This window comes from Vreelandella azerica (genome assembly GCF_013112225.1).
GTDB lineage: Bacteria > Pseudomonadota > Gammaproteobacteria > Pseudomonadales > Halomonadaceae > Vreelandella > Vreelandella azerica.
The window spans coordinates 105,732-118,120 of record NZ_JABFHI010000002.1 but is presented as its reverse complement, the minus strand read 5'-3'; the positions used below and the strand labels follow the sequence as shown (position 1 = coordinate 118,120).

Genomic DNA, 12,389 nt, shown 5'->3' with positions numbered 1-12,389 from the left:
TGACTCGCCTTGTCAGCCTTTACTACATCAACGTTGATAGCATGAGATAACCACAAGATGCCATTACTAGAAGCGCGGGACGTGCACGGTGGCTACGGCGGCATGAACATCCTCAATGGAGTCAACATGCTACTGGAAGCCGATCAAGTCGGTGTGATTGTCGGCCCAAACGGGGCAGGCAAATCGACCATGCTGAAAGCCGTCTTTGGTCTTCTGCATGTCAATCAAGGTGATATTCTGCTCCACGGCGAGCCGATTCAGAACCTTGCTCCCAACAAGCTGGTTCAGCGCGGCATGGGCTTTGTGCCCCAGGAAAAGAATGTGTTTCCCAGCCTATCGGTTGAAGAAAACCTGGAAATGGGCGCCTTTCTGAAACCTGCTAACGTCAAACGCATGCTGACCAAGGTGTATGAATTTTTCCCGCCGCTGGCCGAAAAGCGCCGCCAGCCAGCAGGCGAATTATCCGGCGGACAGCGTCAGATGGTCGCTATGGGCAGGGCGCTGATGGCCGAGCCGACGCTACTGCTGCTGGATGAGCCTACGGCGGGTCTTTCACCGCTTTACATGAACGAGATTTTTGATCGTGTCAAGGAGATCAACGCGGCGGGCGTGGGGATTCTGATGGTCGAACAGAACGCCAAGCAGGCCCTGGCCATTGCTGATAAGGGCTTTGTTCTGGCCGCTGGGCAAAACCGCTTTACGGATACCGGAGCGGCGCTACTCGCCGACCCGGATGTCGCCAAAAGCTTTTTGGGCGGCTAGCCCAGGAGAGATACGCGTGAACGAACTGGTCTTCTTTATCAACAACGTGATTATTTCCGGCAGTGTGACCGGCTCCATCTATGCGATTGGCGCCATTGGAGTCACGCTGATTTTCAGCATCATGCGCTTTGCCCACTTTGCCCATGCCGACATGATGACCTTTGGCGCCTTTATGGTGCTACTGCTCACCGCGGCTTTTCCAGCAGCGGGCGCCAGTTTCGGCATACCTACGGCTTTGGTCATGCTGCCCCTGGCCATGGTGATAACCGCCGCCCTGGCAGTCGGCATTGATAAGGTCTTCTACAAGCCGCTACGCGCTCACGGGGTCAAACCGATTGTGCTGGTGATTGGCTCACTGGGCGTCACCCTGATGCTGCAGGGCCTGATTCGCCTGTTCGCGGGTACCGGCGGACAAAGTCTTTACGTGGACGATCGCAAGGAAATCTTCCGTCTGGCGGTGCCCTTTGAAGGCGTCAGAGCGCCGATTGTGATCACCGAACCCCAGATCTACCTGTTTATCCTGACGCTGATAGCCGTTGTCGCCCTGCATCTGTTCCTCAGCCGCTCGCGGCTAGGCAAGGCCATGCGCGCCATGTCGGATAACCCCGAACTAGCCCAGGCATCCGGCATCAACACGCAGATGATTGTCGCTGTGACCTGGGTGATTGCCGGTGGCCTGGCGGCGATTGCGGGAACCTTGCTGGCCTTGGATGTCACCTTCAAGCCGGATCTGAGCTTCTTTATTTTGCTACCGATTTTTGCCGCCGCCATTGTCGGCGGCGTGGGTCATCCTTACGGCGCGATTGCCGGGGTTTGTAGTCGGCTTTGCCGAAACCCTGGCGGTATTCAACTGGAACATTCTACTACGCCCCTTTCAGGACAGCCTGCCCGCCTGGTTAGAACTGCCCAGCAATTTGGCGTTTGTGAGCAGTGAATACAAGATAGTCGTGCCATTCTTCATCCTCGTTGCCATCCTGGTGTGGCGCCCGACCGGACTCTTCAAGGGTAAGGTGATCTGATGACAACCTCTAGTAAGCAACCCTCTCGGGATACTGCCAACACCCCTCGTGAAGCAACACCCGCACGTAGCTTCCCAGTGCGTGAGGTCGTGCTCTTCTGTGCTCTTCTGGCTTCCGTTCTGGGCGTTTACGCCATAATGGGCGCGGCCTACAGCACGCGTATGCTGGTGGAAGCTGCCTGTTATGCCATTCTGGCCCTTGGCCTGACCATACAGTGGGGCTACGCCGGACAGTTCAATGCTGGTGTGATGGGCTTTGTCGCCCTGGGCGGCTTTTCTGCCATGCTGTTCAGCGTGCCGGTTAACGAGGACTTCTGGGGCACGGCACTACCTGGCGAGCTTGGCCGTGTGCTGCTTTACGGCGCCGCCGCCGTTGTCGTGGTCTTGGGCGTTTCCCGGCTTGACCGACTCGGTGTGCCCAAAAAGCTGCGCACACTGCTCACAGTTCTGCTGGCGGTGGTGCTGTATCTGGTCGTGATCAGCCAGCTGCGTGAGGTCACCGAGCAGATAGAAGATACCGCTGGCTTTATCGGTGGTTTCGGCCTGCCTGCCTGGGCAGGTTGGATTTTCGGCGGCGCCCTGGCAGGCGGTGTGGGTTATTTTATCGGCCATGTATGCCTTGGGCTGCGCAGCGATTATCTGGCGATTGCCACCCTCGGTATCGCAGAAATCATCAAGGCATTTCTGAAAAACTCCGAGTGGCTGACCCGCGGCACTGCCACCGTTTCGCCACTGCCCTGGCCAACCCCGGACCGGCCGAGATTGGCTTTACCCTGGCCCGAGCGGTGTATCTATCGATGACAGCAGTAATCATTGCGATTATCTTCTTCCTGCTGCATCGCGCCTATCACGCCCCCTGGGGGCGGATGGTACGTGCCATCCGCGATAACGAGATTTCCTCGGCGGCCATGGGCAAGGATATCAACCGTCGGCGCCTGGAAATCTTTGTACTTGGCTGCATATTGATGGGACTTGGCGGTGGCATCCTCGGCACCTTCAACAGCCTGTTCGACCCTAACGGCTACCTGCCGCTGAACCATACCTTTCTGGTACTGGTGATGGTGATTCTTGGCGGGCCAGGCAACAACCTGGGGACGATTTTCGGCGCTGTTGCCGTCTATATCATCTGGCTGATGTCTGAGCCGCTGGCATTGTTCCTGATGGAAATCTTTGTCAGCCTTGGTGAGGGGGCCTTCGGTTGGGAAGCACCCAGCAACATGGATAGCCGTGCCTTGCAGGCCCGGGTACTGGTCATTGGCCTACTGATTACACTGGTACTGCGCTTTGCCCCTAAAGGCCTGCTGCCGGAAAAAATCACTCACCACGGTTAGAGACTGCCATCAACATCCACCGCAAAAACGCAATCGCCCTTGGCCTAGTCACTCTTTGGGCGATTGCCATGGTATTTGTATTCTGGCATTTCATGTATCGCGATATCGGTCGTTTTAGCGCTGATGATGAGCGTCTGGCCAGCTTTGATGCCAATGCATTAGCGGCATTTTCTCCCGGTGCCCCACATGGCCGTGCCCATGTTGTGCATTTCTGGAATCCCGACTGCGCATGCAACCGTTTCAATCGGGCGCATACCTTGAGCATCATGGAAGACTATCGGCCTTTGGGGGTTACCTTCAGTGTCGCCGTGACTCATTCACGCCATCAAGAATCTGCATTACAGCGCTTCCCTCAGGCTAAAGAAGTCATTGTCGCTGCCGATATAGACAACACCAGCAGCCCTGCATCCGCAGTATTTGATGCTCTAGGGCAACTCGTCTATTTCGGACCCTACAGCGAAGGTGCTTTCTGCGCCGATGACGACGGCACTCCCGTAGAGCTGATGCTGGATGAACTGCTCAACACAGGCCACGCAACCCCTGGCTGAACCTTGCAGCTATAGGCTGTTATTGCCCTTGGCCTACAAACACCTGAACGCCTTGCACGGGAATCCTCTTATTTATGCAGTGGTACCAACTCACTCCTTCGCTGTTCGCAGATTATTGGCGCGGCGCCAACCGTTTTATGCTGATTGTGCTGATCGCCCAAGGCATTATGGGGCTGGCACTTTCCATCTGGTATTCCACCTGGCTGGTTGCTCTGCTGGTGGTGGTACCCACCGTCGCCCTGGGCGCCTTTCTGGCGCTTACCCAGGGCGAACAGCTGCTGACTCGACTGTTTATGGGGGCCGCCTTTATGGTGATGGCAGGGCTGCATATTCATCAGGGGCACGGCCTGATTGAAATGCACTTTGGCATCTTTGTATTTCTGGCCATCCTGCTTTACTACCGCGACTGGCGGGTGATTGTGCTGGCGGCAACAGTGATTCTAGTCCACCACCTGGCCTTCAATATTCTCCAGGCACAGGGCTATGGCGTCTGGTTGTTCCCGGAAGCGAGTTTTTCCATGGTCGTTGTTCACGGCGCCTATGTGGTGTTTGAAACCCTGGTGCTGGTGATTCTGGCTAATTTTATGGCCGGTGAGTTCATCCGCTCAAACGATGCGCTGCGCACCAGCGAAGAACTCGGCGAAGAACTGACCCACCAGCGTTCAGCGCTGCTTGGCGAGGTGGAAGGCGCAGTCAACGATATTGTCGACCTCAACGGCAAGATTGCTGATGTCTCTGAGCGACTGACTTCAGCGACTAACCAGCAGGCCGCCAATATCGAGGAAACCACCGCTTCACTTAACCAGATCAGCGCCTCGGTCGCGCAAAGTGCCGACAACGCCAGGGAAACCGAAAAGATAGCGGAACAGGCTGCCCAGGAAGCACAGACCAGCGAAGCCACAGTGAATAAAACCCTGGAGGCCATGCGGGCGATTGCTGACAAGGTCAAGATTATTGACGACATCGCCTTTCAGACCAACCTGCTGGCCCTGAACGCATCCGTTGAAGCCGCGCGAGCTGGTGAACAGGGCAGAGGCTTTGCAGTCGTGGCCAGTGAAGTGCGCAAACTGGCCGAAAGCAGCCAGAAGGCAGCGCATGAAATTGGCGAGATGTCGACATCTTCAGTGTCGACCGCCGAGCAGGCCGGTGAACTGCTCAAGCGTTTGTCACCATCGATTGGCCGCACGGCCACTCTGGTCAAGGATATTGCAACCGCCAGCCACGAGCAGTCTCAGGGGGTCGATCAGATCAATGATGCCACCCATGAAATGAATCAGAGCGCGCATAACAACGCCCGCCTGTCAGAAGAACTGAAAACAGCCGCCACTGAAATGCAGAAAGTCGCCGACATGCTGCATCGTCAAATGGACGCTTAACCCTCCCGCCTAGACCAGCGACCTAGACCGGTTGCTGAGACCAGCAGAAAAATACCCCCTGACGCACCTGCGTCAGGGGGTATTTATATGGGCAGATCGCCCACACAAAGTGGATATTAGAGGTCTACGAACCCCTTGTTGGTGAAGATGCCATCTTCCACCACCATCTCAACGACTACACCCGGCACGTCACCGTTTTCATCAAACTCGTGAGTACCTGACGCCCCTTCATAGTTGATCTCGGTGCCAGCGGCAATCAGTTCAACAGCCTTTTCCCATTCACCGGGTAGAATCACCTCGCCTGGCGCGCTGGAAACGCTGCGCAGGGCATCCGAAAGCCCTTCACGTTCAGCGCTGCCGTTTTGCTCAATGGCCAATGCGACAAGGAAGGCAGCGTCATAGGCTTGGGCGGCAAAGACGGAGCTTGGATCATAGCCAGCCTCTTCAGCGGCGCTGTTGAAAATCTCGGTGCCTGGCAAATCCGGGCTACCGGGGCGAGTGGCAATCATGCCATCCAGCACGTCCGCACCAATCGCTTCAATCAGGCTGTCGCCGACCATGCCGTCAGCGCCAACATACTGGGTAAACATGCCGCCTTCATAGGCCTGGCGCAGCACTGTCTGCCCGGAAGTATCCGCATAGGCAAGCACGACCAGGGTCTCAGCACCGCTGACCGATAGTGAGCCTAGCTCAGAACGGTAATCGGCGCGGTTATCCTCATGCCCCAGGCTTTCAGCAATGGTGCCACCGCCGCCTTCAAACGCCGTGGTAAAGGCCTCGGAAAGACCGCTGCCGTAGTCATTGTTGACATAGGTGACTGCCACATAGTCAATGCCTTTATCCAGCAGCAGCTTGGCCAGCATTTCACCCTGGAAAGCATCTGAGGGCACGGTACGGAACACCAGGTCATTGTCGTCAATCGCGGTGACTGCCGGGGCTGTCGAGGCTGGCGAGACCATCAGCACACCACCGGGCACGGCGGCGTTATTGGCTGCAGCGATGGTAGCACCGGTACACAGGGCACCTACAATGGCGGTCACTTGCTCGGTATTGACCATACGGTCTGCCGCGTTGGAGGCCGCTGAGGCATCCGAACAGGTGGTGTCACCTGTCGGCATTACCAACTCCTGGCCACCTAGCAGGCCGCCCTGGGCATTCACCTGTTCAACGGCCAGGCGGGCACCATCGAGAATCGGCGGCGTCAGGCTCTCGATTCCGCCAGTGAAACCGCCCAGAAAGCCGACCTTGACTTCTGCATTGGCTACGCCTGTCAGCGCCAGCGCGGAGGCGGCGACAGCACTTGCAAGTAAGCGTTTGTTGATCATCTTGTTTGGCGCTCCTGTTTGTTAAGCCCAGTTTGTTAAGCCCAGTTTGTTAAGCCCAGTTTGTTAAGCTCAAGTAGGGTTAAGCTTGAGCAGTCAGCTCAAGTAGCAAGCCCACCTACCCAGCATAAATCATGGTTGATGGTTCAATAAGTTACTCTCTAAATTTGAAACTAAATCCAACAAAACACAACTGCCTTTTTTAACGTTAGCCTGAATACCTCAAACGCAGGCGCTTCTCCAGTGGCTCTCTCCAATCGCTAGGCAGCCCAGCCAAAGCCCAGGATCGGCATGGCTAACGCAAACATGGCCAGGCAAATAGTCACCACGGCAATCACGCTCATCACCGCGCCGGCGCGCAACATATCCAGCACGCGCACTTTGCCGCTGGCAAACACCACCGCATTTGGCGGGGTGGCCACCGGCAGCATAAAGGCGCAAGACGCGGCCATCGCCACCGGCACCGCCAACAATAGCGGGCTGGCATCCAGGCTGACTGTCAGCGCCGCCGTCAACGGCAGAATGGCCGCAGCGGTTGCGCTATTGCTGGTCACGTGGCTCATCGACATAACGATCACCACCACCATCAGGATCATCGCCCAGGTCGGCCAGCTGCCAAATACCGCCAACCCATTGGCGACGATACCAGCAAGCCCGGAGCTTTCAATCGCCGTCCCCAGGCTCAAGCCGCCGCCTACTAGCAGCAGGACGCCCCAGGGCAGATTCTTGGCGCTGTCCCAGTCGAGCAGGAACTGGCGCTGACCCCAGCGTGCGGGCACTACAAACAGCAAGAGAGCACCGATCACTGCAATGCCGCCATCACTCAGCGTCAGCCCGCTCCACTGTTCCAGCAAGGGCCGAGTAATCCAGGCCAGGGCGACCAACGCAAACACCAGTGCCACGCGCATTTCCGGGCCGCTCATGCGCCCCAGGTCTTGCGCCTGCTGGGTGAGCATGGCGCTGATGCCATTGAGCCGTGAATGAGGCACCGGGTAAAGCCGATAGGTCAGCAGCCACCAGGCAGCCGTCAGCATCAGTAGTGCCGGGGGAATGGCCACCAGCATCCACTGGGCAAAGCCGATGTTGATACCATAGTTATCACCAATAAAACCGGCCAGCAGCGCATTGGGCGGCGTACCGATCAAGGTGCCCATACCACCAATATTGGCGGCCAGAGCAATGCCCAACATCAGGCACAGCCCAACCGCCCGCTGCTGTGGCATATCCAGTTCGTCATTACGTTCCAGCAGCGACAGCACGGAAATCCCTATCGGCACCATCAAGGCGGCAGTCGCCGTATTACTCACCCACATGCTGAGAAAGGCTGTGGCCGCCATGAAACCGGCCACCAGCGTATCCGGCCGCTTGCCCGCCAATGACAGCACGCCCAGAGCAATACGCCGATGCAGATTCCAGCGCTGAATGGCTTCGGCGAGCATAAAGCCGCCGAGAAACAGGAAGATCAGCGGATTGGCATACGGCTCTGCCGCCGCCCTGATATCCCCGACGCCCAACAGCGGTAGCAAAGCCACCGGCAACAGCGCCGTCACCGCCATGGGCACGGGCTCCAGAATCCACCATACCGCCATCCACACGGTAAGCGCCACGACGCTCCAGGCCGGCGGCGGAATGTCGCCTGGCGCCCCGACGCTCAACAGCAGCAGTGCCATAAGCGGCCCAAGCAGCAAGCCGATAGTGATTTTTGCGCGCTCAACCCTGTTCACTCGTCCTCCTGTTGACGTGCCAACTGACGTTTACGCCGTTTATTGCGCCGATAAAGACGTAACAGAGCGATCCACAAGGCGGCAGCAATCATCAGGGCCAGCGTGATCCCTTGCCACAGACGCGCATTATCGCCAAGCGCGGTTTCAAAGGTGATAATCAGCATCAAACCAATTGCCTGGGACGCAATTGCCAGTGCTCTCAAGGTATCGAAGGGTTTCTGGGCCATATTTTCTCCGCATCTAAAGAAATGGCATGGTAGGGTTTCGCTGCTTTCGGTCACCCATAGTGTAACGATTATTTGGAAAAAATTATGAACGCCATTGCCCTGGGGCCTTTTTTACTTTCTTTACCACGCCTTTACGCCTTTGCCTGCGCGCTTGTCCTGCTGATAGCGGTACGCATTCTGTTCAAATTGCCCAGCAATGTGCAACAGCGCTGGTTTACCGGTCTGATTCTGGTATGGCTAATCAGCGCCCGTATGGGGCATGTGATGTTCAACCTGGACAGCTATGCGGATACGCCGCTGGACGCCCTGATGCTCTGGAAACCAGGCTATGACGGTTTATGGGGCATGCTGGGCGGCCTCATCTGGACAGGCTGGGCGCTGCGTCATCGCTTGCACGCCATGATCTATACTATGGTGCTGGTGATGGTAACCTCTGCCCTGTGGGCGCTGCTGGTGCTTTTCTCTCCGCTCGGCGGCAGTTTTGCCTCCAATCCTATTCCTGATCTTACCCTGCAGGATATTGAGGGCAACGATATTCACCTGCCCTCACTGGCCGACGGCGAGCATAAGGTGATTTTCAACCTGTGGGCCACCTGGTGCCCGCCTTGCCTGCGGGAAATGCCGTTACTGGCGGAGGTCGCCACCCGAGATGATGTCCACGTAGTCATCGTCAATCAGGGGAAGATCTGTTGCCGGTCGTGCGCTACCTTGATGAGCAGTCGCTCAGCTTCCGCTATGCACTACTCGACCCCCAACAGCGCCTGATGACGGCTTTTGAAACCCCAGGGCTACCCACGACCCTGATGTTCGACCGTCACGGGCGGGTGATTGAGCAGCACGTTGGAGAACTGACCCGCGCCCAGTTGGATCAATGGCTGGATAACTGATTCAGCGGCATTTCAGCCAACATCGAAGGCCCGCAGCACGTTCGCGGCATTGCAACGCTTATTATCATTGTTGGGCCTCCACCGCCTTTGCGTTAGAATCCCCCGCCCTGACCCCTCCGTCGGTTACCCCGCCGACGGCTTTGACCCGTATTCACATCCGTTGAGGCAACATGAGCGATTTTTCTCCAGGCCAGCGCTGGATTAGCGACGGCGAGGCTGAACTTGGCCTTGGCACCGTGCTTAACTGTGACACCCGTAGCGTCACGATTCTGTTCAGTGCCTGCCAGGAAACCCGCACCTACAATACGCGGCAGGCCCCGCTGACTCGGGTCCAGTTTGGCAGCGGCGACCGCGTCACCGCCGCTGAAGGCTGGCAGATGCTGGTAGACGAAAGCCAGCAGCATGACGGCCTGATCGTTTATATCGGGAGGATGACAACGGCGAGCGGCGCGAGCTTTCCGAAGCCAAACTGGCCGACACCATGCGCTTTGACCAGGCGCGCGATCGCCTGTTGACCGGCCAGGTTGACCGCAATGACTGGTTCGATCTGCGCTTTCGCACCCTGCATCACTACCAACGCATCGAGCAGCACAGCGCCCTGGGGTTTTCCGGCCCGCGTATTGACCTTATTCCTCACCAGCTTTACATCGCTGATGAAGTGGCCAACCGTCACGCGCCGCGTGTCCTGCTGGCCGACGAAGTCGGGCTGGGTAAAACCATAGAAGCCGGCCTGATACTCCATCGCCTGCTGCTTGCCGGTCGCGCCGAACGAGCGCTGATCCTGGTGCCCGACAGCCTGACCCACCAATGGCTGGTAGAACTGCTGAGGCGCTTTGCGCTGCAGGTCACTCTGCTGGATGAACAGCAAAGCCAGGCCAATGGCAGCGAGAACCCCTTTGATAGCGGCCAGCTGATTCTAGCCAGCCAGAGCTGGCTGTTTGCCAACCCTGCCCGCCAGCAGCAGGCCCATCAGAGCCACTTCGATATGCTGATTGTCGATGAAGCTCACCACCTGGACTGGAGTGCGGAAGGCAGCGGCCCCGGCTATCAGTGTGTGGAACAGCTGGCGGGCGATATTGAAGGCCTGCTGCTATTGACCGCCACTCCAGAGCAGATGGGGCTGGAGAGTCACTTTGCCCGCCTGCGGCTGCTCGACCCCGAGCGCTACCACGATCTGGCGCGCTTTCGCGAAGAAGAACGCCACTATATTGAAGTCGCCGCCGCCATTGATGCTCTGGATGCCCTGCCCGGCGATGCCAGCGCAAGGGCTAGCGTCGATGCGGTGGCCGATGACCGCGACAGCCAGGCGCTGCTCGCCACGCTGACACACCCGGAGTCCGACGCTGCCCAACAGGACGCAGCCCGCTCCCAGCTGCGCGATGCCCTGCTTGACCGCCACGGCACCGGGCGGGTGATGTTCCGCAACGCCGCCGCCACGTCGGTGGCTTCCCCGAACGCCGTCTGCATCTGGTGCCGCTGGCGCTGCCATCCGCCTATCGCCGAGTCATGCGCCGTCTGGAGCGCGACGAGGACTACCTCGACGAGCTGCTGATTGAAACCGGTATGGATCATCCGGATGTGCTGATCTACCCGGATGCCATGTACCGCGAGCTCTCCGGCGACCCGCTCAATGCTGAAGACTGGTGGCATATCGACCCAAGGGTCAACTGGCTGCTGGAAAAGCTAAGCGATGACAGCGAACAAGGCTTTGCCAACGACAAGGTGTTGGTGATTGCCCACCAACGTGAAACTGCGGAAGGCATTGCCGAAGGGCTGCGCGTGCTGGGCGGCTACCACGCGCCTGTGTTCCATGAGGACCTGACGTTGATTGAACGCGACCGCGCCGCAGCCGCCTTTGCCGACGACGAAGACGGCTGCCAAGTGCTGGTATGCTCGGAAATCGGCTCGGAAGGACGTAATTTCCAGTTCTGCCGCCATCTGGTGATGTTCGACCTGCCCCAACACCCTGATCAACTTGAACAGCGCATCGGGCGACTGGATCGCATTGGCCAGCAGCACGCCATTGAAATCCATGTACCGACCTTTGAAGGCAGCCCGGGTGAGCGCCTGCTGCGCTGGTACAATGAAGGTATGGACGCCTTCAGCGCGCCTACCGGTATCGGCAGCGACCTGTTTGAAGCCTTTGGTGATGCCCTGGCGGATGCCCTGCTGGACGATGAGATGCTGGATGAAATCGTCGCCGAAACCCGCACCATGTTCACCGCCCAACTGGCCGAACGGGATGCTGGACGCAACCGTTTGCTGGAGCTCAACGCCTGCCGCCCAGCTCGGGCCAACAGCGTGATCGAAGCCGTGCGTGAGTTGGACGAAGACACCGCCTTATCCCGCTATGTCGAGCGTGCCCTGGATATCTTCGGCGTTGACAGCCAAGAGCTTGGCAAGGATCTGCTAGTGCTCGAACCCGGCCAGCATATGCTCGATGGCCTGCCCGGGCTGGTCAAAGGCGAAGAGGGTTTTACTGCCACTTACCGCCGCGATGTTGCCCTGGCCCGCGACGACGTGCAGCGCCTTTCCTGGGAGCATCCGCTGCTGCGTGAAATGATGGGCCGGATTATCGACGGCGCCATGGGCAATACCGCCCTGGCACTGCTGCCCCATCCCGCGCTACCAAGCGGTCGCTTGCTGGTTGAGCTGATCTTCCGCACCCACTGCCCGGCCCCCAAACGGCTGCACCTGAACCGCTTCCTGCCACCGACGGCCATTCGCGTGCTGCTGGATGAATCCGGCGCTAACCTGACCAGCAAGATCTCCTTTACCGGGCTGAGCAAAAACGTTCAGAAGGTCAATAAATCCATGGCCCGCGAGCTGATCAAAAGTCGCCATGACCAACTGCGTGAACTGCTTTTACAGGGAGAAGGGGAAGCTGACCGGGAACTGCCAAGTATCGTTGAAGCCGCCGAAACCCGCATGCGCAGCCAGCTCGACAGTGAACTGGCTCGCCTGACCGCGCTGGCTGAACACAACCCGACGGTACGCGAGACTGAAATTGACGCCATCCGCCAGGAAAGAAAAGCGCTCAGCGATGCCATCGAAGCCACCCGCCTACGCCTGGATGCCGTCCGCGTAGTGATTACCACCGACCCGAAAAAATAACCCACCTGCCACGCCCCACGGACGGGGCAGTTCAGTATGTTTTTGCCACGGACACTCACGGAAAACACGGACGAAAACCT

The 12,389-nt window shown here is 58.2% G+C and carries 8 protein-coding genes and 3 pseudogenes; 8 read left to right on the top strand and 3 right to left on the bottom strand.

Features of this window, described 5'->3' with window-relative positions; all coding sequences use genetic code 11:
• Positions 1–57: 57 nt before the first annotated feature.
• From HLB35_RS04525 to HLB35_RS04505, 5 genes and pseudogenes are all read left to right on the top strand, one after another.
• Complete coding sequence (locus HLB35_RS04525; RefSeq protein ID WP_171701688.1) at positions 58–762, top strand: ABC transporter ATP-binding protein; 705 nt, start codon at positions 58–60, stop codon at positions 760–762.
• A gap of 16 nt (positions 763–778) precedes the next feature.
• Positions 779–1,781, top strand: a pseudogene (locus HLB35_RS04520) (branched-chain amino acid ABC transporter permease).
• Positions 1,781–3,111: pseudogene (locus HLB35_RS04515) on the top strand (branched-chain amino acid ABC transporter permease). Before HLB35_RS04520 ends, HLB35_RS04515 begins: the two co-directional pseudogenes overlap by 1 nt.
• A 68-nt stretch (positions 3,112–3,179) precedes the next feature.
• On the top strand, positions 3,180–3,659 hold the full coding sequence (locus HLB35_RS04510) for a DUF6436 domain-containing protein (protein ID WP_171701687.1): 480 nt from the start codon (positions 3,180–3,182) through the stop codon (positions 3,657–3,659).
• Positions 3,660–3,733: 74 nt separating this feature from the next.
• Entirely contained in the window at positions 3,734–5,035 is a 1,302-nt protein-coding gene (locus HLB35_RS04505; protein WP_171701686.1) for a methyl-accepting chemotaxis protein, read from the top strand.
• Positions 5,036–5,151: 116 nt separating this feature from the next.
• Here HLB35_RS04505 and HLB35_RS04500 read toward each other — a convergent pair whose 3' ends face one another.
• From HLB35_RS04500 to HLB35_RS04490, 3 genes are all read right to left on the bottom strand, one after another.
• Positions 5,152–6,360 (bottom strand): ABC transporter substrate-binding protein, encoded by a 1,209-nt coding sequence (locus tag HLB35_RS04500; RefSeq protein ID WP_171701685.1) that lies wholly within the window; start codon positions 6,358–6,360, stop codon positions 5,152–5,154.
• A gap of 257 nt (positions 6,361–6,617) precedes the next feature.
• Positions 6,618–8,081, bottom strand: a complete 1,464-nt coding sequence (locus HLB35_RS04495) for an SLC13 family permease (RefSeq protein WP_328731049.1) — start codon at positions 8,079–8,081, stop codon at positions 6,618–6,620.
• Positions 8,078–8,308, bottom strand: a complete 231-nt coding sequence (locus HLB35_RS04490; RefSeq protein WP_171701684.1) for a hypothetical protein — start codon at positions 8,306–8,308, stop codon at positions 8,078–8,080. The genes HLB35_RS04495 and HLB35_RS04490 overlap by 4 nt, the downstream gene beginning before the upstream one ends.
• An 84-nt stretch (positions 8,309–8,392) precedes the next feature.
• On the opposite strand from HLB35_RS04490, the gene HLB35_RS04485 reads away from it, so the two are divergent.
• The 3 genes and pseudogenes from HLB35_RS04485 (at position 8,393) to rapA (ending at position 12,309) form a co-directional block, all read left to right on the top strand.
• The gene (locus HLB35_RS04485; protein ID WP_328731047.1) at positions 8,393–9,073 is read left to right on the top strand and encodes a TlpA family protein disulfide reductase; all 681 of its coding nucleotides are present in this window, start codon (positions 8,393–8,395) and stop codon (positions 9,071–9,073) included.
• On the top strand, positions 9,073–9,195 hold the full coding sequence (locus tag HLB35_RS18195) for a TlpA family protein disulfide reductase (RefSeq protein WP_328731045.1): 123 nt from the start codon (positions 9,073–9,075) through the stop codon (positions 9,193–9,195). The genes HLB35_RS04485 and HLB35_RS18195 overlap by 1 nt, the downstream gene beginning before the upstream one ends.
• 170 nt (positions 9,196–9,365) lie before the next feature.
• Positions 9,366–12,309: pseudogene (rapA, locus tag HLB35_RS04480) on the top strand (RNA polymerase-associated protein RapA).
• Positions 12,310–12,389 lie beyond the last annotated feature (80 nt).

Bases quoted from the DNA above. Each gene is read 5' to 3' on its own strand.
- HLB35_RS04525 (WP_171701688.1), top strand. From the start codon at position 58: ATGCCATTACTAGAAGCGCGGGACGTGCACGGTGGCTACGGCGGCATG.
- HLB35_RS04510 (WP_171701687.1), top strand. From the start codon at position 3,180: ATGGTATTTGTATTCTGGCATTTCATGTATCGCGATATCGGTCGTTTT.
- HLB35_RS04505 (WP_171701686.1), top strand. From the start codon at position 3,734: ATGCAGTGGTACCAACTCACTCCTTCGCTGTTCGCAGATTATTGGCGC.
- HLB35_RS04500 (WP_171701685.1), bottom strand. From the start codon at position 6,360: ATGATCAACAAACGCTTACTTGCAAGTGCTGTCGCCGCCTCCGCGCTG.
- HLB35_RS04490 (WP_171701684.1), bottom strand. From the start codon at position 8,308: ATGGCCCAGAAACCCTTCGATACCTTGAGAGCACTGGCAATTGCGTCC.
- HLB35_RS04485 (WP_328731047.1), top strand. From the start codon at position 8,393: ATGAACGCCATTGCCCTGGGGCCTTTTTTACTTTCTTTACCACGCCTT.
- HLB35_RS18195 (WP_328731045.1), top strand. From the start codon at position 9,073: ATGACGGCTTTTGAAACCCCAGGGCTACCCACGACCCTGATGTTCGAC.